This is a genomic window from Sodalinema gerasimenkoae IPPAS B-353, from assembly GCF_009846485.1.
Lineage (GTDB): Bacteria > Cyanobacteriota > Cyanobacteriia > Cyanobacteriales > Geitlerinemataceae > Sodalinema > Sodalinema gerasimenkoae.
Map to the genome: position 1 here is coordinate 3,286,919 of NZ_ML776472.1, position 25,693 is coordinate 3,312,611.

Genomic DNA, 25,693 nt, shown 5'->3' on the forward strand with positions numbered 1-25,693 from the left:
GTCATTTCCCTATAAAAAACGCCGCAAATCAAAACTATTTCCCTCTTGGCTATTAGGATTACATTCAAAGGTCAGGAGTAATAAGAGGGTTTCGGTGTAGTCGACTGCCCCTCGCAGTTCTCCTTGGAGAATTTCCAGACCGCCATTGGCATACTCCTCAAAAATTTCTACCCGTCGGGCTTCTGCGTTTGCTTCGGTGGGGGAGAGGATGCTGGCCTCTTCTGTGGCCAAAATGGCCAGCAGTTGAATTAGGCGGTCATAGCCACGGGAAATAAAAATATCGAGGGCCACGGGGGTCGGTTCTCGGCTGACAGCGCTCCCAATGGGCGATCGCCGCTTATGTTTGGCCCCTAGGGCCGCCGCAAAGGCCAAAATATCGGCATAGGTGGGGAAGGGAGCCGTTGTCAGCTCTCCCTGACGCAGCAGCGATCGCACTAACTCCGCTTTATCCTTGGCTACACGCACCCGATGTACCATGATGATCGATCTCGCCTGATGTCAACTTGGGGGAATCTGATAGAGGGTAATCATTCGTTCAATCACGGACCGGCTCACCGGGGCCGCCACCTGTCCTCCTGTGCCAGACAATGGCTCATCCAGGGCAACAAACACCAAATAGCGGGGATTTTCAGCGGGAAAAATGGCCAGAAAACTGGCGACCACCGCTGAACTGGAATAGCCTCCCCCATTCCCTAAACTTTTCTGAGCCGTTCCTGTTTTCCCAGCAATCCGATAACCAGGAATCCGCGCATTTTGACCGGTTCCCTCTTCGACCGCATCTTCCATCATCTTGACCACCTGTCGCACCGTCTCCTCAGAAAAAATGCGAACCTGTTGGGGACGCTGAGGCTCCTGCTGTAACCGGCCCGCTGTATCGGTGAGTCCTTGGACTACATGGGGAGTCACCAAATAGCCCCCATTGGCCAAACTGCCATACAGACGCACCAACTGAATTGGGGTAATGGCAAATCCCTGTCCAAAGGAGGTGGTGGCTGCCTCGACGGGAGACGCCAGAAACGCCTGACGGCTTTTGAGAAGTCCTTCCGTTTCAGGGGAGAGATCAATCTGGGTCAGTTCTCCTAACTCCACCCGTTGCAGCCAATCATAATAATCACTGGCCTCCATCCGTTCCATGATGCGAACCATGCCCACATTGCTCGAATCGCGAAGAATATCCGTCAACGTCAGTTCCCCTCGACCCCCGGCATAGGCATAATCATAGTTGGAGATGGGCCAGCCATCGACCATGATGCGGCCCGGATCGTTGAAGGTATCCGTAGGCCGGATGGCTCCTGACTCTAGGGCGATCGCCACATTGATAGGTTTGAAGGTAGAACCGGGTTCATATAAGTCACTCAAGGCCCAATTGCGGAAGCGCTCTACCGGAGCCTCATAAAACTCATTGGGATCGTAGGAGGGCAGAGAGACAAAAGATAACAAGGAGCCATCCCAGGCATCCATGACAATGACCGTTCCCTGTTTGGCCCCAAATTCCTCCATTTTTTGAGCCAAAACCGCCTCCGCTGTCCGTTGTAGGCGGGTGTCTAGGGTTAGTTGCAGCCGTTGATCATCAAAGCGAGCAAAGGGAGGTGCAGCGCGATCGATAATTCCCGTCTTCTGGGGATCTTCCCCCACCCAGACCACCTCTCGTTCTAAAACCTCGTTTTGGGTAGACTCCAGTCCTGCCCGGCCATTCCCATCTGCATCCACATACCCCAACACTGCCGCTGCACTCTCCTTCTGTGGATACAAGCGACGAGAAGAGCGGATGAGTTCTAAGCCATCGAACCGGAGTCGGGCAATGGGAACAGCCACCTGTTGCGGCAACCAGTTTGCCAAGGGAATGCCCGTGGGGGCACTATTGAATTTGTGTTGGAGTTGAGCGGGGGATTCGTTCAATAGCACCCCCAACTCGGCGGCAATTTCCTGTGAGGGAGCGGTGAACAGTTTTGGGTGGGCGTAAAGATCAAAGACAGGACTGTCAAGGGCCAAGGGGACTCCTCGGGCATCCACAATCATCCGTCGTGGCACGAGACTCCGGGGCGGCGGTTGCTGCTGAGCGGCGGCCTGTTGCTGAAATCGTGTTCTGTCGAGAATTTGTAGGGTAAACAGATTGAAGATTAAGCCCAAGCCAGCCACCACTAACACGGCCCAAACCACGAGCAAGCGCAACCGGGAGGGGGTGGCGACCACATCTTGAAACTGAGTCATGGCCCAACCCGAGACCTCCTCCAGGGTGGTGAGATAGGCGGCCAGTTGGGAGCGGTAGGTATGAGAACGAGAGGACGAGCGACCTGGCTGGGAACGGCCAGAGGGCGATCGCCTCGAAGGGGTCGAGGAGCGTGAAGACCGGGCTGGTCTAACCTGGCTGGGAACGGCCAGAGGGCGATCGCCTCGAAGGGGTCGAGGAGCGTGAAGACCGGGCTGGTCTGGTCGCTCGTTGGTTGGGGGGCAGCGGTCTACCTCGCGCTTGACGCATCAATCTTTCGGCTTTGGGGTTGAGTCGCTCGTTGGTTGGGGGGCAGCGGTCTACCTCGCGCTTGACGCATCAATCTTTCGGCTTTGGGGTTGCGAATGGAGCAGGGTGGAGAGTGGGTTAGTATCCCAGAGGGAAGTCAGCCGCTGGACTGGGTCTGGGAGGCTTACTAGAGGCGGTCGCGTCTGGGCTGCGATCGCGGGGGGGCGCTGGGGTCATGTAGAGGGTTTGCTCGGAGATTAGGGCTAAATTGTCTAATTCGTCCTGTTGCTCAAGCTGCATCACATTTTGTCGCAGGGCTTCAGTGGCAATGACCAATTGTCGTTCCTGTTGCCGCAGTTGTTCAAGTTCACGGGTAGCGTCATGCCACTGTTGTTGAGAATAAACCGTTCCCCCATAGACGGTGAGGGTGCCCGTGGCTAACAGGGCGCTGATGGCCATGGAACTGCGTCGCAGCCAGGGGAGTGGCCCCAGGGAGCGAGCTGGGGTGGGCTGCTGGCGTAGTTGTTCGCGGGCGTGCAGCGGAATGACCACGGAGTTCGTGGGACGGCGTTGGCGAGATGGTGAGACAGAGGACTGACGACGTAAGTCGAGACGGCGTTCGAGTGACACGACTCGATTCGTTTCGCCGGTTGCACGAGAGGATCTCACGGACGCAGAATGAAGCGCGTAAGTCATAAACACCACCAATACGAGAGCAAATACGAGAGCAAGGGTACGACGGGTTCAGGTCCGCCCTGGAAAGATAACTGAAATTGAGTTAACCTTTGGCCATGACGTGATCCGACTCCTTGTCCACATCATCCTAACACCGTCAGTTTCCCTTGGAAGCGTTCGGCCGGGTCTGTCTTTGGGCACATTTTTTTTGTGATCCCTGATCCTTTGGGTTAAGTTTGAGTTAAATTACAATATCGCTGCTCAACTCGGCCTAAAAACTGTGTTGACGTTGTGGGCATTTGACATAAGAGGTACAAATTCATGAAAACTAAACTCCTAAGTTTGATGGCAGTTCTGGGACTCTCTCTGTTCCTAGGCGCATGTGCTGAGGATACTGCTCCGACGGATACCGCTCCTGGAGAAGCTCCGATGGAACAAGAGGCTCCCATGGAAGGACAACCTGAGGGAATGCCTGAAGGGGAAGATCCCATGGGCGCTCCTATGGACCCGGCTGATGAAGAAGCGGCCCCCATGGAGCCTGAGACTCCCGACGCGCCCTAGTCTAATCCAGAGCCGTTCACGTCTGGCTTCGTCTAGTTTGACATGTGCGAGCTGGACTGGCGAGCCGCTGTCGCTCAGGTGCGAGGGGTCGTTTTGGGGTCATCCCCAGGCCGGCTCCTCGCCTCTTTTTTCCCCTGTTTTGATGTTGTCCCCATGCGCCTTCTTCAGTTCAGCACCTCCCACTATTGCCGTAAGGTTCGCCTGGCGTTGGGTTATAAGCGGATTCCCTATGAGGTGGAGAATTTAACTCCTGGCGCTCACCGCTTCAAATTGAAACCGTTAGTGGGGTTGACGACCGTTCCTGTGTTGTTGCCCGAGTCTCCTGACGGTCCGGTGGCGGTCGGGGACTCGACGGAGATTTTAAAATTTTTAGAGGGATACTCCCCTGAGCCGTCTTGGGCTGTCGAGGAGTCTGAGGGTCATCGCCGGGCCTGGCTGTTGGAAGATTGGCTCGATGAGAGTATTGGCACGGCTACCCGCTTTCTCTATTACGATTTCCGAGCCAAAGAGGGAAAGTCTGTTAATCCCTCTTGGTTTGCGCAAACTTTAGTTAAGGTGGTGCGGGTTCAGTATGATATCAGTCCGGCCGGGGTGGCGTTGGCTCGCCAGCGTCTGACTTTGGCGTTGACGGAACTGTCACAGCGGTGGCGGGACTCGCCCTATTTGGTGGGCGATCGCCTCAGTGTGGCGGATCTTACAGCGGCGGGCCTGTTGAGTCCCCTGGCGTTGATTCCTCAATACCGACAGGACTATCCCTGGCTGTTTGAGCGGATTGAGCAGATTCACGAGTGTTGTCAGGAACCCCTCCCCCCAGGATTAATGTCATGAAAGTCATGATGGAGCGCAACCCCTTAAGCGGCTTGATATTAGGACTGACGCTGATGCTGATGGCGGTTCCTGAGGGGGCGATCGCCCTTCCCCCCGCTGACGATACCCCCGAAGAAGTGTTACGCAATCAGATTTTGCTAGAGGCGCGATCGCCCCTTGATGGCGAACCTCTCACCCCCGCCGAGTATGCCGCCCTGCAAGCCCAACTGCAAGAGCCAACCGATCCGCCTCAACTCAGTTCCGAGATTCGCTACAACATTTTCTTGCTGCAACTGTTGCGCATGTTCCGAACCCTGACCCCCTTCTAATCTGCCCCCAGCTCAGGTTCACATTTCCTGACTTTTTTCCCCCCTCCCAGATAGAGAGGGGTTTTTGCTGTATCTTCAACTGTAAAGATTTATTGCCGAACTGCCCCGTTTCGGCCAAAATCTTCAGGGAGTTCCCCCCCGAGGACTGACGGCCCATCGCCAACGCAGGCCAGCGGACAACAGACATGTCACACTAAGGCTTAGTCATTTACCGGGGGTCTACCGGGGGGCGATCGCACCCGAACCTCTATAAGAAAACAGCACAGAGCCTGAACATCCATCCATTCCCTTAAAACTCATGTCGAAAACCATTTCCACCGAACAGATTGACTACATCGTTCATAACAGCCACCAAGACCCCTTCTCCGTCCTCGGCGCCCACACCATCGAACGGGATGGGAAATCCATTTGGGTAGTACGAGCCTATCTCCCCGATGTCGAAGCCGCCTGGGTCGAACTCCCCGAAGAGCGGAAATCCTACCCCATGGAGTCCGTCCATCACCCGTACTTCTTTGAATGCGAACTCGATCGCCCCGTTGACAAAAAAGACAACACCGATCCCTTTCCCATCAACTACCAACTGCGTCTCAAACAAGGAGACCATGAGCGGATCATTTACGACCCCTATGCCTTCCGGTCCCCCAAACTAACCGACTTTGACATTCACCTGTTTAGCGAAGGGAATCATCATCGCATCTACGAAAAACTTGGCGCTCATCTCCTCACCAGTAATGGCGTCGAAGGGGTGTACTTTGCCGTTTGGGCCCCCAACGCCCGCAACGTCTCTGTCTTGGGGAATTTCAACAGTTGGGATGGCCGCAAACACCAAATGGCCAAACGGGGTAACGGAGTCTGGGAAATCTTCATCCCGGAAGTCACCGTCGGAACTCCCTACAAATACGAAATTAAAAACTACGACGGACATATCTACGAAAAATCCGACCCCTACGGCTTCCAACAAGAAATCCGTCCTAAAACCGCCTCCATCGTCACCGATCTCGACAATTACCAATGGTCCGACAGCGACTGGATGGAAACCCGGCGTAACACCGATCCCATGACCTCCCCAGTTTCCATCTATGAGGTTCATCTCGGGTCATGGCTTAACGCCTCCTATGACGAGCCAGGAACCGACTATCTGGGCAATCCCCTGCCCCCCGTTGCGGTAGCAGACCTGAAACCCGGCGCACGCTTCCTCACCTACCGTGAACTGGCTGACCGCCTCATTACCTACGTTAAAGACCTCAATTTCACCCATATCGAACTCCTCCCCGTCGCCGAACATCCCTTTGACGGGTCCTGGGGATACCAAGTCACCGGCTACTATGCCGCTACCTCTCGCTATGGAACCCCCCAGGATTTAATGTATTTCATCGACCAATGTCACCAACATGGCATTGGCGTTGTCGTCGATTGGGTTCCCGGCCATTTCCCCAAAGATGGTCATGGCTTAGCCTTCTTCGATGGGACTCACCTCTACGAACATGCAGACCCCCGCAAAGGAGAACATAAAGGCTGGGGAACGTTGGTGTTCAACTATGGCCGCAACGAAGTGCGGAACTTCCTGGTGGCCAACGCCATCTTTTGGTTCGATAAATTCCACATTGACGGAATTCGCGTCGATGCTGTGGCCTCGATGCTGTACCTCAACTACGATCGCGAAGACGGCGAATGGGTCGCCAACCAATATGGCGGTTGCGAAAATATCGAAGCAGCAGATTTCCTGCGTCAAGTGAACCATGTTCTGTTTAGCTACTATCCAGGAATCCTCTCTATTGCCGAAGAATCCACCGCCTGGCCCATGGTCTCTTGGCCCACCTATGTCGGAGGCTTAGGCTTCAACCTGAAATGGAACATGGGTTGGATGCACGATATGCTGGACTACTTCGCCATGGACCCCTGGTTCCGCCAGTTCCATCAAAACAACATCACCTTCAGCATTTGGTATCACTACAGCGAAAACTACGTCCTGGCCCTGTCTCACGATGAGATTGTCCATGGCAAGAGTAATATGTTGGGCAAGGTTCCCGGCGACGAATGGCAGAAGTTCGCCAACTTGCGCTGTTTATACGCCTATATGTTCGCCCACCCCGGCAAGAAAACCCTGTTTATGAGCATGGAGTTTGGGCAATGGAGCGAGTGGAATGTTTGGGATGACTTAGATTGGGATTTATTAAATTATCCTCCCCATCAGAACCTCAAAGGCTTTGTCAGTGCCCTGAACCAGATCTATCGTCGGGAACCGGCACTCCATAGCCAGGATTTTGAGGAAGCGGGCTTTGACTGGATTGACTGTAATGACAACAGCCATAGCGTGGTTTCCTTCCTGCGGCGTGATAAGTTCTCCGATGATGTGATTATGGTGGTCTGTAATTTCACCCCGCAACCCCATAGTCATTATCGCGTTGGGGTTCCTGAGACCGGTTTCTATACAGAAATCTTCAACAGCGATGCGGCGGACTTTGGCGGCAGCAATATGGGCAACTTGGGCGGAAAATGGACTGATGAGTGGTCGTTCCATAACTATCCCCAGTCCCTGGATTTGTGTTTACCGCCTCTGTCGGTGTTGATGTTCAAACTCGATCGCAACAAGTCCACCGTTACCACCGCCGCCGATACCGTCTCGGTGAATACCACCCTGTAAACACCTCTGCGAGAAAATCCTGCAAGACTATGGGGGTCATCAGACTCCCTCTTCTGAGTCGGTGCGGTCAGGTTCTCCCCTCAAGCTGCGATAGGCTAGAGGGGACATAGATTGATCATCGTAAATTTAGGAGCGTACCCTTGAAGAACGCACAGCCAAGCCCCCAGAACTTACAATCGATTATTATCGGGGCCATTCTGGCGGCGATCGCCATTATTGGATTTAGTTCCTTCGTCGTCATCTCTCCCGGCCAAGCGGGAGTCATTAGTATCCTCGGCAAAGCCCGAGATGGTGCCTTGCTAGAGGGAATTCACTTCAAACCCCCCCTGGTGTCCGTCGTGGATATCTATGACGTCACCGTTCAGAAGTTTGAAGTTCCCGCCCAAAGTTCGACTAAAGACCTTCAGGATTTGACGGGACGCTTTGCCATTAACTTCCGTCTCGATCCGACTCGGGTGGTGGAAATTCGCCGCACCCAGGGGACGTTACAGAACATCGTCAGCAAAGTGATTGCCCCGCAAACCCAGGAATCGTTCAAAGTCGCCGCCGCTCGACGCACTGCTGAGGAAAGTATCACCAAACGGACGGAGTTAAAATATGATTTTGACATCGCCCTACAAAGTCGTTTGGAGAAATATGGGGTGATTGTCCTCGATACCAGTGTGGTCGACTTGAACTTCTCGCGGGAGTTTGCCAAAGCGGTTGAAGAGAAACAAATCGCCGAACAGCGGGCCCGCCGAGCGGTCTATGTGGCTCAGGAAGCTGAACAGGAAGCCCAAGCGGAGATTAACCGCGCTCGGGGTAAAGCTGAAGCCCAAAAACTCCTCGCAGAAACTCTGAAATCTCAGGGTGGACGTTTAGTGCTACAAAAAGAAGCTATCCAAGCCTGGCGCGAAGGGGGCGCACAAATGCCGAAAGTGTTAGTGCTTGGCAGTGACTCCCCGGCGGTTCCCTTCTTGTTCAACCTGCGAGATATGGAACTAGACGCTGTATCTAGCCCCTAACGGCTTTGGTTCAAGGTCAGTGAATCGGGTCTTCAGGATTTAGGGTCATGAGCAAATCTGGATAGCCGATGAAAGTAGGGGCGAACAGTGTTCAGCGAGCGATAGTCAAAGTGCGGTTCGCCCCTGCCGTCTTTTACCTCATGCAACCCATTAAACCGCAGAGAATAAAGACACTTGATTTTCCAATAAATACGGTATTTTTTATACCAATTTTCAGAAGTCGTGCGATAGATGTCTGTAGGGGCGAACCCTTGTGGTCGCCCTGTCCCAGTGTCATATGCCTAGCAAGTTTATCGAAAAATGGTATTAATTATTACGTTTTGATTGTTTTGGGTTAATTATTATGTTTGACTTGAGCAGCTTTGAGTGGATTCGCCTGCATCCTTGGCTGTTTGCCATTATTTTAAATAGTGTTTTATGGCTATTTGCCGCCCTACTTCCCAAAAAACTGCTGACTCCCGCTGGTTATGTTCATGCTTGGATTTTGGGAGTTTTAGTTTGGGGCTGTCTTGGTTGGCAAGGCTATATGATTGTCATGTTTTATTTCTTATTTGGTTCAGCCGTCACGCGGATTGGTAAAGCCCAGAAAGAGGCGGCGGGAATTGCCGAGAAGCGAGATGGGGCCAGGGGGCCAGAGAATGTCTGGGGATCGGCTTTGACGGGGACATTGTGTGCGATCGCCCTGGCCCTCTACGCCCAAGTTCAAGGGGTTCCCAGCCATCCCTTACCGGCCGTCCCTCCCCTCGTGATTATCTTGCTACAACTGGGCTATGTGGCGAGTTTTGCGACTAAATTGGCCGACACCACCGCTAGTGAAGTGGGGAAAGCTTACGGGAAACGGACGTTTTTGATTACCAGCTTGCAGCCTGTACCCGCCGGAACCGAGGGGGCCGTCAGTTTGGAGGGGACCCTCGCGGGACTGGTTGGTGCGGTGGCGATCGCCCTGCTAGGCTACGGATTAGAGATGATTGACAGCATCGGGATGCTCTGGTGTATCGTCGCTGCCTTCATTGCCACGAATATTGAAAGTCTGATTGGGGCCACCCTCCAAGAGCAATTAGACTGGATGACGAATGAAGTGGTGAATTTTATCAATACGGCCATTGGCGCGATTCTAGCCATTCTCCTCGGCTGGGGTTGGGCCTGGCTATTGATTATGAATGGGTAGGGAACAGGGTACAGGGTACAGAGTTCGTTCCTAGATCTCCCTCTTGCCTCTTGCCTCTTGCCTCTTGCCTCTTGCCTTTTGCCTTCTCCCCCCTTCTCCCCCCCCTCTTCCCCGATTTCGTTACAATAAGTTAAGCAATACTCTTAGAAACTGTTATATATGCCTCCGACTGCATTACTGACCAAAGGACTCCCCACAGTAAAACCCCATAATCCGAGCGATCGCTTCGACGATACTTGGCGCGCTCCCTTAGCGACCCTCCTGGGCTTAGGACGCGCCGCTGGCGCGGATTTTATAGAATTTTTCCTCGAACGCACCAACTACATTAGCTGTCTGGCTGAAGACGATACTATCACCAGCATCTCCCCCCGCCTCTCCACCGGCGCAGGGGTGCGTGTCTTTCGTGGCAAGGCGGATTGTTACGTCAGCACCAATGACCTCTCCTTTGACGGCTTGAAAGCCGCATTAGAGAAAGGATTGGCCATCATGGGACTCTCCCTCCCCGGAAACAACGACTATATCCCCGACATCAACCTGGAAATCACCCGCGACTACGCCAAAACCAACCACAAAGAAGGCTGGTTGGCTGACTGTAGTTCCATGCGGGAAATGAGCGATGTGTTGCTGGCGGCGAATGACTGCATTAACCAGAAAGCCAAACACGTCCAATCGCGTCGCGCCGCTTATTTCCGCGATTGGCAAGAAGTTCTCGTGGCCGCCAGCGATGGTGTCTTTGCCCGCGATATTCGTCTCACCCAATCCGTCGGCTATAGTCTCCTATGTGCCGATGGCGAGAACCGCTCTTCCATCAGTCAACGGATTGGCGATAGTAGTAACCCCAGTTTCCTGCGCGATTGGAACTACGATCGCACCGCTGAGGAAGTCTCCGAAGCCGCCGGAACCATGCTCTACGCCGATTATGTGGAGTCGGGACAGTACCCGATTATCATGGCCAACTCCTTTGGTGGCGTGATTTTCCATGAAGCCTGCGGACATCTTCTCGAAACCACTCAAATTGAGCGAGAAACCACCCCATTCCTAAACAAAAAGGGTGAGAAAATCGCTCATGAAAATCTCACGGCTTGGGATGAAGGACTCTCGAAAGGAGAGTTTGGAACCCTCGATATGGACGATGAAGGAATGCCCGTTCAACGCACCTTGTTGATTGAAAATGGCATCCTCAAAAACTTCATTTCTGACCGAGCTGGCTCCATGCGCACGGGACATCCTCGCACCGGAAGCGGTCGCCGTCAGGGCTATACTCACGCCGCTGCTTCCCGGATGCGCAATACCTATATTGCTCCTGGGGAGTACGAGGTGGAAGACCTGTTCGCTTCGGTCGAGAAAGGCATTTACTGCAAGAAAATGGGCGGCGGCAGTGTTGGCCCAACTGGGGAATTTAACTTTGGGGTTGATGAAGCCTATTTGATTGAAAATGGCAAAATCACGAAACCCTTGAAAGGGGCAATTCTCATCGGGGAAGCGACAGAAATCATGAATAAAATCTCCATGTGTTCCAAGGATGTGGAACTCGCGCCGGGGTTCTGTGGTTCCATCAGTGGCAGTGTTTATGTCACCGTGGGACAACCTCACATCAAAGTGGATTCTATCACCGTTGGCGGTCGTTAAGACGCACATTAAGGAGGGTACGTCATGGGATTGACCACCTGGAAGTTCACTGTCGAGGACTATCACAAAATGGCTGAATCGGGGATTCTTCACCCCGATGAACGGCTAGAGTTGATTGATGGGGAAATTTGTAAGATGAGTCCAATTGGCAGACGACATGCGGCTTATGTAACGAGGATTGCCAACCATTTTGTGAGATTGTTGGGTTCAGATATGACCATTGTCAATGTTCAAAATCCGATTATTCTCAATGATTTATCGGAACCTGAACCCGATGTTAGTTTGTTGAAACCTCGGCAAGACCAGTATTTTTCGGGACTTCCACAGGCTGCTGATGTTTATTTGGTGATTGAAGTAGCCGAGAGTAGTTTGGAGAGCGATCGCAGCGAAAAACTTCCCCGTTATGCTGCTGCTGCAATCCCCGAAGTTTGGCTCATTAATGCCTTCACCCATCAACTCGAATGCTATCGCCATCCCGACAATGGACGCTATCGGGAATATCAAACCTTAGAACGGGGTGATTCCGTGAGATTGGTGTCTTTTCCTGACGTTTTAATTAACCTCGATTCAATTTTGTTTGAGGGTTAAGGGTTTAGAACGCTTAACCCATCAACCTCCCATTACCATCCAGTTAAACCTATCAACCAATTCAGTTCAAACTCTTCTATGACAGACATTCAAAGCCTTTCCAACCAAGTTCAAGAAATTGCCCAGAAAATCGGTATCCGCAAATACGACATCTCTGGTTCCAGTGTTGATGAAACCAGTGTTCAAGTCGATCGCGGCGAACCGAAACAAGTGAAAGCCTCGAATCGTTCCAGTGTAACGGTGCGCGTCTGGAACCAAAACAACACCGTGGGGATTGCTTCGACGACAGACAGCGATGCGAAGGGATTGGAGTTGGCGTTAAAAACCGCCGCTGAAGCCAGTGAATTTGGGGCCAAAGACCATGTTCCTGATTTTAGTCCCGAAGCCACCAAACCCATCGAGAACCTGAAGACGGTTCAGGTTCCGCCGACGGAGGTGACACAATTGATTGAGCGGTTGGTGGATTTGGAGAAACAGTTACTCGATGCTCATCCGGCGATCGCCAGTGTTCCTTATAATGGTCTGGCCCAACGGGATCTCAATCGCTTCTATCTCAATAGCGAGGGCGCACAGCGTCATGAAGCCCATTCTGTGGCTTCGGTGTACCTCTACAGCAAAACGGAACAAGAGGGCAAGAAACCCCGTTCTGCCGGGGCCTATAAGGTGGATGTGGGAGTCAATCATCTGGACTTTGAGGGCTGCTTGAAAGAAGCGGCGGAAAAAACCATTTCCCACCTCAACTATCAGAAAGTCAAAACCGGTAAATATCGGGTTGTCTTCTCCCCGGAAGCCTTTTTGAGTCTGATTAACGCCTTTTCTAATCTCTACAACGCTCAAAGCATCCTCGACAACCGTAGTTTATCGAAGCTAGATTCCCTAGGAACCCAGGTCGCATCGCCGCTGTTGTCGGTGTTTAATGATGCCCTTCATGAGGATAATCCGACATCGAGTTACTTTGATGGGGAAGGCACGCCAACGCGCCGGGTTCCTCTGATTGAGGCAGGTGTTTTGACGGGATTTCTCCATAGTGCGGGAACGGCGAAACGCATGAACGCGCAACCGACAGGCCATGCGAATATGGGTGCAAAAGTCACGATTAGTCCTGACTTTTATCATATTTTTGCGGCGTCGCAACCAGACCAGACTTATTCTTTAGAGACGGAAGAAAATGTGGTCTTTATTGATGATTTGAGTGCCTTACATGCCGGGGTGAATGCCTTGCAAGGGTCGTTTTCTCTGCCGTTTGATGGTTGGTTAGTCAATAAAGGGGAGAAAGTGAGTGTGGATTCTGCTACGGTGGCGGGGGATATCCGCGAGGTTCTCAAGTCCATTATTTATGTGGAACCGGAAGTTGAGGTAACGCCGGGTGGGGTTTGTCCTCGCATCTGGGTGGATGGTTTGTCAGTAACTGGGGAGTAGTCAAAAACCCTTATAGTTTGGGGTGGTATGTGTTCCTGCGTTGTTCCTATTTGTTGGGTTCGTCCACAATGGTTGACTTCGCTGGAACCCACCCCTGAGTTAACGTTCATCTTGAGTCAACCCGGTGATATCTCCGAAAGCCCCACTTTTGCAAAAATGTATTCACTATAGCAATCGAAGATTGACTTAGGACTTGCTCGTTGGGAAAGACTTCGCCACCTCTTGCTAGCCTGCCTATTGCCCGTCGCCTTCTCTTCCCTACTGCCTACTGCCTACTGCCTACTGCCTTCTTCTCCCCCATTTTTTGTCCTATTCAGACCAATTTTTGCTATATCTTGAAAGTTTGCCTCATCTTGAGGTTGACACCAATTTTCAGAAGTCATGTCATAGATGTCTGTAGGGGCGAACGGTGTTCACCGATCAATATCGAGGTGCCGTATCCGTTCTCATCGCCCCTAGTCCACCTCCTCGACAAGCCTTAACAAACTGTTTGGCAAACTCCGGGTTACTACGAAAATGTAAATGAACATAGCTGGCGAGACTATTTCCCAACACATAGCCTTCGGGAAAGTCTCCAATACGCCAACTGTGGGCCTGATAACAGGTGGGAATTTCTGGAGGAACTGTCTCAGACATCAGTTGAGAATAATGGAAGCGATGGCCGTTAACCCTCAGAGGCTCTTGGCAAAAAGGATGATTGCCAGTGGTTTCGATTTTCGTATAGCCTAGGTTGGGGCGATCGCCCAATCGGGTCCAAAAGGGAAAGATTCCGGCAAAGGGATAATGAACGTCTTTGACCTCAATTCCCTGAGACAGATAAATCAAACCGCCACATTCCCCATAAATGGGACGATTCTCCGCCGCAAACTGTCGTAATCCGGCTAAAAACGCCTGATTCTGACTCAGGCGTTCTCCATGTAGTTCTGGATAGCCGCCACCGAAATAAAAGCCGTCAATCTCCTGGGGAAACTCATCTCGTAGCGGCGACACCTCAATCAAGGTTGCACCGGCTTCTCGCAACAGATTGAGATTTTCCTCATAGTAGAAACAAAAGGCCTCATCGCGGGCGATCGCAATCCTCGGCGACGACTTTTCTGACGGTTTTTGAGGCAAACTCCCCGGAAGAGTCTCCTCAACCGCTAACGCTCCCTGCCAATCAGGCAAACTCGCCAACAAAGTATCCAAATCCAGATAGCGTTCCGTGGCCTCGGCCAACACCTCAATATAGGAATCTCCCAGATTATCCTCCTCAGCCAGCCATAATCCCAGATGACGGGAGGGGATTTCTGGGAAGCTGTGTTTAGGAATTTCTCCCCAGATGGGAATCGAGGTTACCGAGGCGATGGCCTCTCCCAAGCGGCTTAATTGGCTTGTAGTACGATATATATTGCGGGTATTACCGACTTTGTTTAGGGCAATTCCCGTAATTGACAAATCAGCGTCAAAGTGTATGTATCCCGACACCAACGCCGCCACACTGCGAGACATCCGCGACGCATCTACCACCAGCAACACCGGAACCCCTAACCACTTGGCGATTTGAGCGGTACTTCCCGCCTCCGATGTGGCCCCATAGCCATCAAAAACCCCCATGACTCCTTCAATAATCGCCACATCACAATCGCGGCTATATTTGCGAAATAGGGCTAAATTGTCAGCATTTGATAACATCCAGCCATCTAAATTGTGGGAAATGCGGCCCGTCGCCAGGCGATGATGTCCAGGATCGATGAAATCCGGCCCGACTTTAAAGGACTGGATTCGCAGCCCCCGACGACGCAACGCGGCCATGATTCCCAGAGATAACGATGTTTTGCCGACACCGCTACGAGTTCCGGCAATCACCAGGGCTTTCATGGGGTAGACTCTCCTTGAACGGCAGTTTGGATGGTGGCTTCATCGAGTTGAGGGGTTCCCTGTTCATGGAGCCAGAGCAGATATTCTACATTGCCCGCCGGTCCTTGGATGGGGGAGGTGACGAGACCGCGATCGCACCATCCCAGGTTTCTCGCCGCATCCCGAACTTGAACAATGGCATCCGCGCGATCGCCGAGATTGCGGACAACGCCTTTCTTCCCGACGCGCGATCGCCCCACCTCGAACTGAGGTTTCACCAAAACAATGGTTTCCCGAGGCGACACCAACAAATTCCAAATGGCCGGAAACACCTTTTCGAGGGAAATAAACGAAACATCTGCCACCGCCAAATCTGGGCGCGGGTCATCGGCCTGATACAATTGCTCCGGGGTCAGATAGCGTAAATTAGTGCGTTCCTTGAGAACCACCCGGTCATCCTGACGCAGCTTCCAATCCACCTGGCCATAGCCCACATCCACGCCATAGACCCGTTGCGCCCCTCGTTGCAGCAGACAGTCCGTAAAGCCCCCAGTAGAAATTCCGCCATCGAGACAGACCCGATTTTCCACAGAGATGGGGAACACCTGTAACGCCTTATCCAGCTTTTCCCCACCCCGAGACACAAAGGGCGATCGCAGTTTCACAGAAATCTCCGCATCCACTGCCACCGCCGTCCCCGGCTTATCCACCAACTGCTGATTCACCCGCACCTCCCCGGCTCGAATCCAGCGTTGGGCCAACTGACGCGACGAACAGAGTTGTCGCTCGACTAACAGCGTATCCAAACGTTGCTTCACCAAAATCTCTCTCCCCAATTGCCTGAAGAGGGCGACCACAAGGGTACGCCCCTACCCCAATTCCCGATTCCCTATTGCCTATTGCCTTCTTCCCCCCTGTTCCCTGTTCCCTTCCTCTTCTCATGCTTCTCATACGCCATAACAATCTTCTGAACCAGAGAATGGCGCACCACATCCGCCGCCGTCAACTGGCAAAAGGCAATACCATCAACATTTTTGAGAATCTTCTGGGCTACCTGTAACCCGGACATCTGAGTTGAGGGTAAATCCGTCTGGGTGACATCTCCCGTCACCACCATCCGGGAATTAAAGCCCAAACGAGTCAGAACCATTTTCATCTGAGCTGATGTGGTATTCTGAGCCTCATCGAGAATGACAAAGGCATTATTGAGGGTTCGTCCCCGCATATAGGCGATCGGCGCCACTTCCACAATTCCCCGTTCCATCAAATCGGGAATCTTCTCAGCATCGATGAGTTCATAGAGGGCATCATACAGCGGACGCAAGAAAGGACTCACCTTTTGCTGCAAGTCTCCCGGAAGAAATCCCAACCGTTCCCCTGCTTCCACCGCCGGACGAGTCAGAATTAGCCGTTCATAGCGTTTGTCGAGTAACGCCTGCACCGCCAACATCGCCGCCAGATAGGTTTTACCCGTTCCCGCCGGACCGATGCAAAAGGTTAAATCATGAGTGCGAACAGCTTTGACATATTGACGCTGACGAAAGGTTTTCGCGCGAATATCCTCACCGCGACGGGTGCGGGTGAGAATATCATCTCGTAAATCCTTAAGTTCGTCCTGTCGTCCCGTGTCCAGGGCATGAATCGCTGTGTTAATATCCACATCAGCCACCGGTTTAGCAACTTTCCAAATGGGCGCGAGGATGTGAATCAGTTGTTCGCAGCGTCCGGTTTGAGTATCGGTTCCCGAGATAAACAGTTCTTGACCCCGCAAGACTAAGGTGGCACCGGTTTGATGCGCTAGGGTTTTAAGGTTGACTTCCTGCTGTCCCACCAAAGCGAGGGCGCATTCAGGACTGTGGAGATCGATGGTGAGTCGGGGGGTCATATCCTAGGGATAGATGGATGGCAATTAACAATCAGTAACTACTATAGACACTTCAAGGGGGACAGATTGTGCTGGCGAAAGTTTTTGATGTGGCAACCCTAGCCTTTTATCGCCGTCCTATTTAATGTGGCTTCTTATGGCTGGGATTAGGATAAAAACAGAGACCCGGCTTAATTCTAGTTTAGAGCCATTTTCAGGATGGCGTTAGGTCTAACTTGAACCAAACCGAGTCTAGCCGAGGAATTTTGAGATAACAGCCGCGATTAAGCGCTGGCTTCGCTGGGTTCAGCTTCAGTGGCTTCCATTTCAGTGGCTTCCGTCTCGCTAGGTGCAGCTTCAGTGGATGCGTCGGGGGTTGCAGCCGGGGTTCCGACGGGAGTTCCGGGTTTGGGGCCAACCAGATTAGCTCGACGGAGGATGTCGCGAACGGTATCCGTGGGTTGTGCGCCATTGTTAAGCCATTTCAGCAGTTCTTGACTGTCGAGGCGCGTCTCGCCGCTACGGGGGTTGTAGAATCCGAGTTCTTGTAGAGGACGACCATCGCGACGGGAGGAACTCTCCATGGCCACAATCCGATAACTGGCTTCTCTTTTTTTACCGAGGCGTTTGAGTCGAAGTTTAATCATCTGTGCAAAAGTTGGCTATTTTGGGTTTAACCTTCTGTACTAGGATAACTGCAAAAGGTCAGTCTCCCAGTATAAACTGTTTTTTCCCATTAAGCATCCCCGTAATGGCTCGGGGCTGGGTTGAAATAACTCCTTGAGGCAGTATAATTGCCCCTAAAGTCGACGATAGCTATGGCACAGCGATATATCCGCGTCCGCACGGCTGAAGGACGAATTTATTATGGCTCGTTGCAGGTTGACCGCAGTGTCAAGATCTTCGATGCCCCACCCTGGTTGAATGGGAAGCCGACTGAGATGACCTGTGCAGCGGAGACCTATGAACTTTTAGCCCCCTGTGCACCCTCAAAAATCATTGCCGTAGGCAGAAATTACCGGGATCATGCCGAGGAAATGGCGGCGGAGGTTCCCGAAGAACCCCTGTTGTTTCTGAAGCCTCCCACCACGATTGTGGGGCATGATACGGCTATCATCTATCCCCATCAGTCTCAGCAAGTGGACTATGAGGGAGAATTGGCCTTAGTGATTGGCGAAACCTGTGAGGACTGTTCTCCAGAACGGGCCAGTGACTATATTTGGGGATATACCATTGCCAATGATGTCACGGCCCGCGATTTGCAACGGCGCGATCGCCTCTGGACGAGAGGAAAGGGCTTTAACAGCTTTTGTCCCCTCGGGCCCTGGGTGGTGCGAGAAATTAACCCAGGGGCCAAACTGCAAACCTTTGTTAACGACGAGGAGAAACCCCGCCAATCCGCTAAACTCGAACGGATGGTTCATTCTCCCGATAAGTTGGTGTCCTATATCTCGGGGATTATGACCCTACTCCCGGGAGATGTGATTCTCACCGGAACGCCGAAAGGGGTGGGGCCATTGCAGGTGGGCGATCGCGTGCGCATCGAAATTGAGGGAATCGGCGCTTTGGAGAATCCTGTTATCCCCAAACCGACTCCCCCCATCGAGACCCCAAACGAGGTCTAAAAGACCTGAGAATTAGCCGCATCGGAGATTCCCGGAAGTTCGGGATATTCTCCCCGCAGACATTGCACCAGACTAAAGCCAACAGCGGCGATCGTTGCCAGGAATAGGGTATTGACAAGAGTTTCTAGCAGCAATGGCGCGCCGGATTGTAACCCAGATCCGAATAAACTCAAGATTAGGCTACTAATCGAGAGAATAATCGTAATCAGAACCGCCTGCATTCCGTTAAAGCGGACAAAGCGGCTGAGACTATCATTGCGAACCACCGCAAAGAAGAGGACAAAGAAGAGAATCAGCCGCCCGAAGGGGATGGCATTATAGATTTGGATGACCGGAATCAGGGGGATAAAGAGAACCTGGAGGATGGGAAATTGGCGAAACAGAAAGCTGCCAAAGTTGAGGCCTTCCATCAACGGAACCAGGTAGACGGCGGCCGCACCCAGGCGATCGGGCCAGCTAAAATTAGAGGGGCTGTTCATAAACCGAGCAAAAATGGATGATTTTGGATTGATGTCAATCTCTCTCCATCCTATCGGAGTTTAACGTTGCACTTGGCGATACGCCGCATCTGAAACTACGGGGAGATCAGGATACCGTCCCAACGCCGCCTGAATAATGGCGTAGAGTGAGCCACCAAAGAACGCCAAAAACAGCATATTCGCCAAAACGATCGCCAAAAGATTCCCCGACATTGCAGCGGTATGCAGAGGAAGTCCCAGAAGTTGGCTGACGATAGCCACCAACGAGAGGGCAATCTTGAGGATGATAGACTGCATTGCATTGAAGCGCAGAAAGTGACTGAGATTAGTATTGCGAACTACCAGCAGCAGCAAAGCGAAGAAAATAATCAAACCAGCAAACGGAAACGCTTGTAGGATTCCCTGGTAGAAACGTAGCAAGGGAGAGAGGGGAACCAGAATCAGGGTAGCCAGTATGGGTAAGAGATTGAAGATATACTCGCCATAACGGACTGATTCTAGCAGGGGTAAGAGGTAGATGACACAGGCTAGGATGCGATCGAGTGGGGTGTTTGAGCCTCGCCAAGTCATAGGACTGTCTCCAGTTGGGGGTAATCTCCTTACCATGGTAATAGATGAATGTTACGACGTAACTGGGAGCAACTAACCCCATGAGACTCAAGATTCAACCTCTGACTCCAGTGACTGGAGGTTTAGCAAGCTCGGTATTGGCGTTGCTACTTATCAGCGGCTGTTCCACACCAACCACGGTGGACTCTCCAGGCGACACCACCGCCGACACGACCACCGATACAGCTGATCTGGTGGACCCCCCAAACGGAGACTCTCCCTCCCCTGAGTCTGCCGAATCGCTCCCCTTAGACCGAGATTGGCAACAAACCACGATCATTGAAGATTTAGAACATCCCTGGGGATTGGCTTGGCTACCTGATGGAACCATGCTAATTACGGAACGGCCGGGACGCTTACGCCTCGTCCGCGACGGCGTGTTAGATCCCAACCCAGTCTCGGGGGTTCCTGATGTCTTAGCGATTAATCAGGGAGGATTGCTCGATATTGCCGTGCATCCCCGCTTCGAGGAAAACGCCTTAATTTACTTCACCTATTCCGATGGCACTCCCGATGCGAATCAGGTGCAAGTGGCCCGAGGAGAGTTACAGGACAACCGTTTAGAGAATGTGGAGGTTATTTTTACCGCCACTCCCCCGAAACCTGAAGGACAACATTTTGGGTCCCGGATGGCTTGGCTTCCCGACGAAACGCTACTGGTGAGTATTGGGGATGGGGGAAATGCTCCCTTAGAACTTGATGGAGAGTTAATTCGTTTGCAGGCTCAAAATCGCGAGAGTCATTTGGGAACCATTGTCCGCCTAAACGACGATGGTTCGATTCCTGATGATAATCCCTGGGTTAATGATGGGGAGAGCGACCCCGCAATCTGGAGTTATGGCCATCGCAATATCCAAGGGTTAGCCTTAGATTCCCAAACCGGGGAAGTTTGGTCGACGGAACATGGGGCCCGAGGTGGCGATGAGTTGAATCGGATTAAGGGGGGAGAGAATTATGGCTGGCCTCTGGTGACGCACAGTGAAGAATATACGGGGGGCCAGATTTCCGATCGCCGAACCCATCCTGATAAAGTTGATCCGCATATTGTTTGGACGCCGGCGATCGCTCCCTCGGGGTTAGCGGTCTATCATGGAGATCTCTTTGCGGGTGGGTTAGTCTCCCAAGCGGTGCATCATATTCAGTTGGATGACTCGGGTGAGGTGGTCGACCAACGGGCGATCGAAATTGGTCAACGAGTTCGGGATGTCCGCGAAGGCCCCGATGGCCATCTCTATGTGTTGACAGATGAGTCTCAAGCTCAGTTAATTCGCCTCGATTAGGTCTTGGATATATCCAGTAGTGGAGGAGTCTTTCCCAGAACTTAAGCACCTCCTGCGAGGGGCGCTTTTGCTGTTGGGGCTATTTGGATGAGAGAGAACTACAGTCAGATCTAAAATAATGCCTGAGACTCGAATCATCGCGTTGACACTCCCCAGCCTAAAGGCGTGGGGATTCTTCCTTCAACGATCCGACTTGCTCTGACAGGTTTGCACCAGCCAAAGTAGCGGTCAAATCTCCAGAAGCGTAAGGGCTACGCCCCGCTTTCGCGAGTGGGTCATTGACCCAAGTTCCGGTATGCCCTACCGTACTTAAGGCAGCATTCAGAATATTGATGGCAGCGTTGTGGTCTCTGTCTAACTCACAACCACACTGACAAGCATGGGTTCGAGTTGATAGGGATTTTTTGACGACTGCACCACAGTTCGAGCATTTTTGAGAGGTATAGGCAGGGTTCACTGCTACAGTTATCCTGCCGAATTTTACCCCAAAATGCTCTAACCATTTCCTAAATTGATACCAACCAGCATCGTGAATTGACTTGGCGAGACAGTGGTTTCTCACCAGATTCTGTATCCTCAAACCAATAGCGCAGTGCCTTGTTACGAACGAACTGTGCGGTTCGGATCGCTTCGTCAATCGCCGCGTATTGGTGGGGCTTCCCTTTGATTTTGAACTCAAGAACAAGCATCGCACCGTTGGCATCGGTTGTGCGGACAATCCTGGCACAAAAAAGCAGGATTGTCAAAAGCCGTCCTAGAAGGACGGGGTTTTAGACCCAAAATTTTCGATAAATACATCTCCTTTAATTGCTTTAGTGGCTGCTCTAGGGGACTTAAGATTGTTAGAGGACTTATATGAGCAGGTCTGGGTTTCCCAAGAAGTTTGCCAAGACATTGCTCAGGCAGGGTCTAGCTCTAAACATAAGCTAAGCTTATCTCTATCATCAGGAAGAGTTTTGTAACAAACCCTTTACAAAGCGTTACAAAGTCGTTAAGGTAGTACCAGATTCATACCAATCATATTCACCCAACTACAACACCTGTAGTTACACGGCAATCATTTAACTATGACAACCACACTCCAACAACAGCAATCCGCCTCCCTTTGGGAACGGTTTTGCAGTTGGGTCACCAGCACCGACAACCGCCTTTACATCGGCTGGTTCGGCGTTCTGATGATCCCCACCCTGCTAACCGCCACCACTTGCTTCATCATCGCCTTCATCGCCGCTCCTCCCGTGGACATCGATGGCATCCGCGAACCGGTAGCTGGTTCCTTACTCTACGGAAACAACATCATCTCTGGTGCGGTTGTTCCCTCTTCCAACGCGATCGGACTTCACCTCTATCCCATCTGGGAAGCAGCTAGCCTCGACGAATGGCTGTACAACGGCGGTCCTTACCAGCTCGTAATCCTTCACTTCCTCATCGGCGTTTTCTGCTACATGGGTCGTGAATGGGAACTGTCTTTCCGTCTGGGAATGCGTCCCTGGATTTGCGTCGCTTACTCCGCTCCCGTAGCCGCAGCTAGCGCCGTCTTTCTGATTTACCCGATTGGTCAAGGTTCATTCTCCGATGGTATGCCTCTGGGTATCTCGGGAACCTTCAACTTCATGTTAGTGTTCCAAGCTGAGCACAACATCCTGATGCACCCCTTCCATATGCTTGGTGTGGCTGGTGTCTTCGGCGGTGCTCTGTTCTCCGCGATGCACGGTTCTCTGGTGACCTCCTCCTTGGTTCGTGAAACCACCGAGAGCGAGTCTCAGAACTACGGTTACAAATTCGGTCAAGAAGAAGAGACCTACAACATTGTTGCTGCTCACGGCTACTTCGGTCGCTTGATCTTCCAATATGCGTCTTTCAACAACAGCCGCTCTCTGCACTTCTTCTTAGGTGCATGGCCGGTGGTTGGAATCTGGTTCACTGCCTTAGGTGTCAGCACCATGGCATTCAACCTCAACGGGTTCAACTTCAACCAGTCCGTGTTGGATAGCCAAGGTCGTGTCATCAACACCTGGGCCGATGTGATTAACCGCGCCAACCTCGGTATGGAAGTGATGCACGAGCGTAATGCTCACAACTTCCCCCTCGATTTGGCAGCTACTGAAGCTCCTTCGATTAACGGCTAGACCCCTCTCTCTCTAGCCTAAAACTTAAGCGCCTCCTCCGGGGGGCGCTTTTGCTATTGGGGGCTAGGATATAAGATGAGAGACTCGACAACCTTTTAGGAGTGAGCATCTTGGCATCTCCGGTCAAACCACTTGAACTAACCCCCAACGCACAGCCGAGGTCAGCCAATCAATCTCAATTTAGTCAATTCTTCACCTCACCCGAAATTGCCCAGTTCATGGCGGGACTGTTCACCCCAACTTCAACGAAAACCTGTCATCTACTTGATGCTGGGGCCGGTGTGGGGTCTCTTTCGGCGGCTTTCCTGAATCGCACTCGTAAGTTAGGGTTAGAAACGATTGAACTGGATGCCTTTGAAATTGATTCGTCGTTGCATTCTCAGCTCAGCGAAACTCTGGCTTCCTATCAAACACACCTCAATTTTAAGGTCCATCTCCATACCCAGGACTTCATCCACGCTGCCAGCGATTGGCTGTCTGGGAATTTGTTTGCCCAACCCCTACCCCGCTATGACTACGTCATTCTCAATCCTCCTTATCAAAAGATTCGCAGTAATTCTTCTCATCGTAAAGCTTTGCGACAGGTAGGAATTGAGACGGTTAACCTTTACTCTGCCTTTATTGCTCTCTCTTTATTACTATTGGGCGATCGCGGACAACTGGTGGCGATCGCCCCTCGCAGTTTTTGTAATGGCCCTTACTATCGGCCGTTTCGTAAACTATTACTCCAACAGGCAGCCATTCGACAGATTCATTTATTTGAATCCCGTCGCCAAGCTTTCAAAAAAGATAATGTTTTACAGGAAAATATTATTCTGCACGTTGAACGGGGACTTCAACAAGGAGATGTCATTATTTCGACCTCAACCGATGGTAAATTTAATGACCTAACCCAGCGGGACTATCCCTTTAAGCAAGTTGTCTCTTCATCAGATCCAGAACATTTTATTCATATTCCGACCCCCCATGAGAGTCACCCGAGTTCCCTAAGCTCAAAATTTTGTTACTCTCTGGGCGATCTTGGCATTCATGTCTCAACTGGCCCCGTGGTGGATTTTCGCCTTAAACCCCACTTACGCCAGATGCCGGATTCAAAAACAGTTCCTCTCCTTTACCCACTTCATATTCAAGATAGTCAGATAACCTGGCCTCAACCTCAGAGTAAAAAACCCAATGCGATCGCTCTCAATTCTGAAACTCAAAAATGGCTTTATCCCCAAGGATTTTATTGTGTAGTCCGTCGGTTTTCATCAAAAGAAGAAAAGTGGCGTATTGTAGCCAGTCTTGTTGACCCGAATCGGCTGCAAAATCTCCTATTTTTTGGATTTGAAAATCACTTAAATGTATTTCATAAAAAAAAGCAAGGATTGCCTCCAACCTTAGCTCGTGGCTTAATGGTTCTCCTGAATAGTACCCTAATTGACCAACAATTTAGGCGTTTTAGCGGTCATACACAGGTGAACGTCACAGACCTCAAACAGATGCGCTATCCCAGTTTAGAAGTTATTATTGATTTGGGATACTGGTCTGAGGGATATAAGCAACTAACGCAAGGGGCGATCGATACCCAACTAGCCACATTATTACAATGAGCCAAAAAGAGACGTCTCTGGAAGCCGCACGCCAGATTATCCAATGTCTCGGTTTGCCGAAACAACAACAAAATACACGTTCTGCTCTCTGCTTATTAGCGTTGCTCAATCTTCATCCAGGAAAACCTTGGTCTGAGGCAAAATCTCCTTTGATAGGAATTACGCCAATTATGACTTGGATACGGGACAACTATGGCCAAAATTATGCACCCAATCCCCGTGAAACAATTCGCCGTCAGACGATGCACCAGTTTCTTGATGCTGGTATCGTGCTTTATAATCCAGATCAACCGGATCGCCCAGTAAATAGCCCCAAAGCCGTTTATCAAATCGAACCTACTACATTAGAACTGTTACGAGTATTTGACACGCCAGAGTGGGAGCTAAAACTAAAGACATATTTGGGCGATCGCGAGACCCTAATTAGTCGTTATAACAAAGCTCAACAGCAACATAAAATTCCTGTAGAAATTGCATCTGGTGAAACAATTAAACTCAGCTCGGGAGACCATAGCCAGCTTATTCGAGCCATTATCGAAGACTTTGCACCACGATTTGCTCCGGGAAGTGTTCTCATTTATGTCGGTGATATGGGTGATAAGTGGCGATATTTTAATCAAGCTCTCCTAACCCAATTGGGAGTAACAATTAATGTCCATGGCAAAATGCCAGATGTTGTCTTGCACTACAGGCAAAAAAACTGGCTACTACTGGTTGAATCCGTCACCAGCCATGGCCCGGTTGATGGGAAGCGACATAATGAGTTAGCCGAGTTATTTAACCGGTCGACAGCCGGATTGGTCTATGTGACAGCATTTCCCAATCGAGCTGTGATGTCTCGTCACCTAGGGGAGATTGCCTGGGAAACAGAAGTCTGGGTTGCCGATTCGCCTTCTCATTTAATCCACTTTGACGGCGAACGCTTTTTGGGTCCCCACCTGGATGCCTGAGCTGATGTCAGGGAACCTCCCCAGTGATTGATTCAGAGTGCAGGCAA

At 51.5% G+C, this 25,693-nt stretch carries 24 protein-coding genes and 2 pseudogenes; 15 read left to right on the top strand and 11 right to left on the bottom strand.

From position 1 onward, the window contains the following. Positions 1-9: 9 nt before the first annotated feature. From L855_RS14260 to L855_RS14270, 3 genes are all read right to left on the bottom strand, one after another. Entirely contained in the window at positions 10-477 is a 468-nt protein-coding gene (locus tag L855_RS14260) for a DNA phosphorothioation-associated protein 4 (RefSeq protein WP_246198876.1), read from the bottom strand. A gap of 21 nt (positions 478-498) precedes the next feature. Beyond that, entirely contained in the window at positions 499-2,211 is a 1,713-nt protein-coding gene (locus L855_RS14265; protein ID WP_159789092.1) for a peptidoglycan D,D-transpeptidase FtsI family protein, read from the bottom strand. Between the two features lie 385 nt (positions 2,212-2,596). After that, a complete protein-coding gene (locus L855_RS14270; RefSeq protein WP_159789094.1) occupies positions 2,597-3,088 on the bottom strand; it encodes a hypothetical protein in 492 nt (163 codons plus the stop codon). A 366-nt stretch (positions 3,089-3,454) separates the two neighbouring features. Between L855_RS14270 and L855_RS14275 the strand changes: the two genes are divergently transcribed. The 9 genes from L855_RS14275 (at position 3,455) to L855_RS14315 (ending at position 13,282) form a co-directional block, all read left to right on the top strand. Continuing rightward, a complete protein-coding gene (locus L855_RS14275; protein ID WP_159789096.1) occupies positions 3,455-3,694 on the top strand; it encodes a hypothetical protein in 240 nt (79 codons plus the stop codon). A gap of 42 nt (positions 3,695-3,736) precedes the next feature. Beyond that, positions 3,737-4,522, top strand: coding sequence for a glutathione S-transferase family protein (locus L855_RS14280; protein WP_246198879.1), 786 nt, complete (start codon positions 3,737-3,739; stop codon positions 4,520-4,522). Continuing rightward, the gene (locus tag L855_RS14285; RefSeq protein WP_246198881.1) at positions 4,519-4,830 is read left to right on the top strand and encodes a hypothetical protein; all 312 of its coding nucleotides are present in this window, start codon (positions 4,519-4,521) and stop codon (positions 4,828-4,830) included. The genes L855_RS14280 and L855_RS14285 overlap by 4 nt, the downstream gene beginning before the upstream one ends. Positions 4,831-5,128: 298 nt before the next feature. Beyond that, positions 5,129-7,474 (top strand): 1,4-alpha-glucan branching enzyme, encoded by a 2,346-nt coding sequence (gene glgB, locus L855_RS14290; protein WP_159789098.1) that lies wholly within the window; start codon positions 5,129-5,131, stop codon positions 7,472-7,474. Between the two features lie 140 nt (positions 7,475-7,614). Then, positions 7,615-8,478, top strand: a complete 864-nt coding sequence (locus L855_RS14295) for a prohibitin family protein (protein WP_159789101.1) — start codon at positions 7,615-7,617, stop codon at positions 8,476-8,478. A 343-nt stretch (positions 8,479-8,821) separates the two neighbouring features. Further along, positions 8,822-9,646 (top strand): TIGR00297 family protein, encoded by an 825-nt coding sequence (locus L855_RS14300; RefSeq protein ID WP_159789103.1) that lies wholly within the window; start codon positions 8,822-8,824, stop codon positions 9,644-9,646. Positions 9,647-9,805: 159 nt separating this feature from the next. Continuing rightward, positions 9,806-11,275 (top strand): TldD/PmbA family protein, encoded by a 1,470-nt coding sequence (locus L855_RS14305; RefSeq protein WP_159789105.1) that lies wholly within the window; start codon positions 9,806-9,808, stop codon positions 11,273-11,275. Positions 11,276-11,299: 24 nt separating this feature from the next. Next, positions 11,300-11,863: a Uma2 family endonuclease gene (locus L855_RS14310; protein ID WP_159789107.1), complete on the top strand. Its 564-nt coding sequence runs from the start codon at positions 11,300-11,302 to the stop codon at positions 11,861-11,863. A 78-nt stretch (positions 11,864-11,941) separates the two neighbouring features. Continuing rightward, entirely contained in the window at positions 11,942-13,282 is a 1,341-nt protein-coding gene (locus L855_RS14315) for a TldD/PmbA family protein (RefSeq protein ID WP_159789109.1), read from the top strand. A 420-nt stretch (positions 13,283-13,702) separates the two neighbouring features. On the opposite strand, the gene L855_RS14320 is transcribed toward L855_RS14315, so the two are convergent. From L855_RS14320 to rpsP, 4 genes and pseudogenes are all read right to left on the bottom strand, one after another. Continuing rightward, positions 13,703-15,139, bottom strand: a complete 1,437-nt coding sequence (locus tag L855_RS14320; RefSeq protein WP_159789111.1) for a cobyrinic acid a,c-diamide synthase CobB — start codon at positions 15,137-15,139, stop codon at positions 13,703-13,705. Further along, positions 15,136-15,939 (bottom strand): TlyA family RNA methyltransferase, encoded by an 804-nt coding sequence (locus tag L855_RS14325; RefSeq protein ID WP_159789113.1) that lies wholly within the window; start codon positions 15,937-15,939, stop codon positions 15,136-15,138. The genes L855_RS14320 and L855_RS14325 overlap by 4 nt, the downstream gene beginning before the upstream one ends. Before the next feature lie 68 nt (positions 15,940-16,007). After that, on the bottom strand, positions 16,008-17,003 hold the full coding sequence (locus tag L855_RS14330) for a PhoH family protein (protein ID WP_159789115.1): 996 nt from the start codon (positions 17,001-17,003) through the stop codon (positions 16,008-16,010). A gap of 398 nt (positions 17,004-17,401) precedes the next feature. Then, positions 17,402-17,629, bottom strand: a pseudogene (rpsP, locus tag L855_RS21960) (30S ribosomal protein S16); the annotation flags it as partial. 171 nt (positions 17,630-17,800) lie between these two features. On the opposite strand from rpsP, the gene L855_RS14340 reads away from it, so the two are divergent. Further along, positions 17,801-18,607 carry a fumarylacetoacetate hydrolase family protein gene (locus L855_RS14340; protein ID WP_159789119.1) on the top strand — a complete coding sequence of 269 codons (807 nt, stop codon included), beginning with the start codon at positions 17,801-17,803 and terminating at the stop codon, positions 18,605-18,607. Here L855_RS14340 and L855_RS14345 read toward each other — a convergent pair. Together L855_RS14345 and L855_RS14350 are read right to left on the bottom strand one after the other, a co-directional pair. Next, entirely contained in the window at positions 18,604-19,086 is a 483-nt protein-coding gene (locus L855_RS14345; protein WP_159789121.1) for a Tic20 family protein, read from the bottom strand. The two genes, L855_RS14340 and L855_RS14345, sit on opposite strands and share 4 nt — an antisense overlap. Positions 19,087-19,146: 60 nt before the next feature. Then, positions 19,147-19,656 (bottom strand): Tic20 family protein, encoded by a 510-nt coding sequence (locus L855_RS14350; protein WP_159789123.1) that lies wholly within the window; start codon positions 19,654-19,656, stop codon positions 19,147-19,149. A gap of 80 nt (positions 19,657-19,736) precedes the next feature. Between L855_RS14350 and L855_RS14355 the strand changes: the two genes are divergently transcribed. Further along, positions 19,737-20,975 (top strand): PQQ-dependent sugar dehydrogenase, encoded by a 1,239-nt coding sequence (locus L855_RS14355; protein ID WP_159789125.1) that lies wholly within the window; start codon positions 19,737-19,739, stop codon positions 20,973-20,975. A gap of 157 nt (positions 20,976-21,132) precedes the next feature. On the opposite strand, the pseudogene L855_RS14360 reads toward L855_RS14355, so the two are convergent. Next, positions 21,133-21,555, bottom strand: a pseudogene (locus tag L855_RS14360) (RNA-guided endonuclease InsQ/TnpB family protein); the annotation flags it as partial. Further along, complete coding sequence (locus L855_RS14365) at positions 21,482-21,721, bottom strand: hypothetical protein (protein WP_246199543.1); 240 nt, start codon at positions 21,719-21,721, stop codon at positions 21,482-21,484. The pseudogene L855_RS14360 and the gene L855_RS14365, both read right to left, overlap by 74 nt. A 42-nt stretch (positions 21,722-21,763) precedes the next feature. On the opposite strand from L855_RS14365, the gene L855_RS23020 reads away from it, so the two are divergent. The 4 genes from L855_RS23020 (at position 21,764) to L855_RS14380 (ending at position 25,646) form a co-directional block, all read left to right on the top strand. Further along, positions 21,764-21,937, top strand: a complete 174-nt coding sequence (locus L855_RS23020; RefSeq protein WP_484591823.1) for a PIN domain-containing protein — start codon at positions 21,764-21,766, stop codon at positions 21,935-21,937. Positions 21,938-22,042: 105 nt separating this feature from the next. Beyond that, entirely contained in the window at positions 22,043-23,104 is a 1,062-nt protein-coding gene (gene psbA, locus L855_RS14370; RefSeq protein ID WP_159789127.1) for a photosystem II q(b) protein, read from the top strand. Between the two features lie 110 nt (positions 23,105-23,214). Further along, complete coding sequence (locus L855_RS14375; RefSeq protein WP_159789129.1) at positions 23,215-24,696, top strand: Eco57I restriction-modification methylase domain-containing protein; 1,482 nt, start codon at positions 23,215-23,217, stop codon at positions 24,694-24,696. Further along, positions 24,693-25,646, top strand: a complete 954-nt coding sequence (locus tag L855_RS14380) for a BsuBI/PstI family type II restriction endonuclease (RefSeq protein WP_159789131.1) — start codon at positions 24,693-24,695, stop codon at positions 25,644-25,646. Before L855_RS14375 ends, L855_RS14380 begins: the two co-directional genes overlap by 4 nt. Positions 25,647-25,693 lie beyond the last annotated feature (47 nt).

Bases quoted from the DNA above. Each gene is read 5' to 3' on its own strand.
- L855_RS14260 (WP_246198876.1), bottom strand. From the start codon at position 477: ATGGTACATCGGGTGCGTGTAGCCAAGGATAAAGCGGAGTTAGTGCGA.
- L855_RS14265 (WP_159789092.1), bottom strand. From the start codon at position 2,211: ATGACTCAGTTTCAAGATGTGGTCGCCACCCCCTCCCGGTTGCGCTTG.
- L855_RS14275 (WP_159789096.1), top strand. From the start codon at position 3,455: ATGAAAACTAAACTCCTAAGTTTGATGGCAGTTCTGGGACTCTCTCTG.
- L855_RS14280 (WP_246198879.1), top strand. From the start codon at position 3,737: ATGTGCGAGCTGGACTGGCGAGCCGCTGTCGCTCAGGTGCGAGGGGTC.
- L855_RS14285 (WP_246198881.1), top strand. From the start codon at position 4,519: ATGAAAGTCATGATGGAGCGCAACCCCTTAAGCGGCTTGATATTAGGA.
- glgB (WP_159789098.1), top strand. From the start codon at position 5,129: ATGTCGAAAACCATTTCCACCGAACAGATTGACTACATCGTTCATAAC.
- L855_RS14300 (WP_159789103.1), top strand. From the start codon at position 8,822: ATGTTTGACTTGAGCAGCTTTGAGTGGATTCGCCTGCATCCTTGGCTG.
- L855_RS14305 (WP_159789105.1), top strand. From the start codon at position 9,806: ATGCCTCCGACTGCATTACTGACCAAAGGACTCCCCACAGTAAAACCC.
- L855_RS14310 (WP_159789107.1), top strand. From the start codon at position 11,300: ATGGGATTGACCACCTGGAAGTTCACTGTCGAGGACTATCACAAAATG.
- L855_RS14315 (WP_159789109.1), top strand. From the start codon at position 11,942: ATGACAGACATTCAAAGCCTTTCCAACCAAGTTCAAGAAATTGCCCAG.
- L855_RS14320 (WP_159789111.1), bottom strand. From the start codon at position 15,139: ATGAAAGCCCTGGTGATTGCCGGAACTCGTAGCGGTGTCGGCAAAACA.
- L855_RS14330 (WP_159789115.1), bottom strand. From the start codon at position 17,003: ATGACCCCCCGACTCACCATCGATCTCCACAGTCCTGAATGCGCCCTC.
- L855_RS14340 (WP_159789119.1), top strand. From the start codon at position 17,801: ATGGCACAGCGATATATCCGCGTCCGCACGGCTGAAGGACGAATTTAT.
- L855_RS14345 (WP_159789121.1), bottom strand. From the start codon at position 19,086: ATGAACAGCCCCTCTAATTTTAGCTGGCCCGATCGCCTGGGTGCGGCC.
- L855_RS14350 (WP_159789123.1), bottom strand. From the start codon at position 19,656: ATGACTTGGCGAGGCTCAAACACCCCACTCGATCGCATCCTAGCCTGT.
- L855_RS14355 (WP_159789125.1), top strand. From the start codon at position 19,737: ATGAGACTCAAGATTCAACCTCTGACTCCAGTGACTGGAGGTTTAGCA.
- psbA (WP_159789127.1), top strand. From the start codon at position 22,043: ATGACAACCACACTCCAACAACAGCAATCCGCCTCCCTTTGGGAACGG.
- L855_RS14380 (WP_159789131.1), top strand. From the start codon at position 24,693: ATGAGCCAAAAAGAGACGTCTCTGGAAGCCGCACGCCAGATTATCCAA.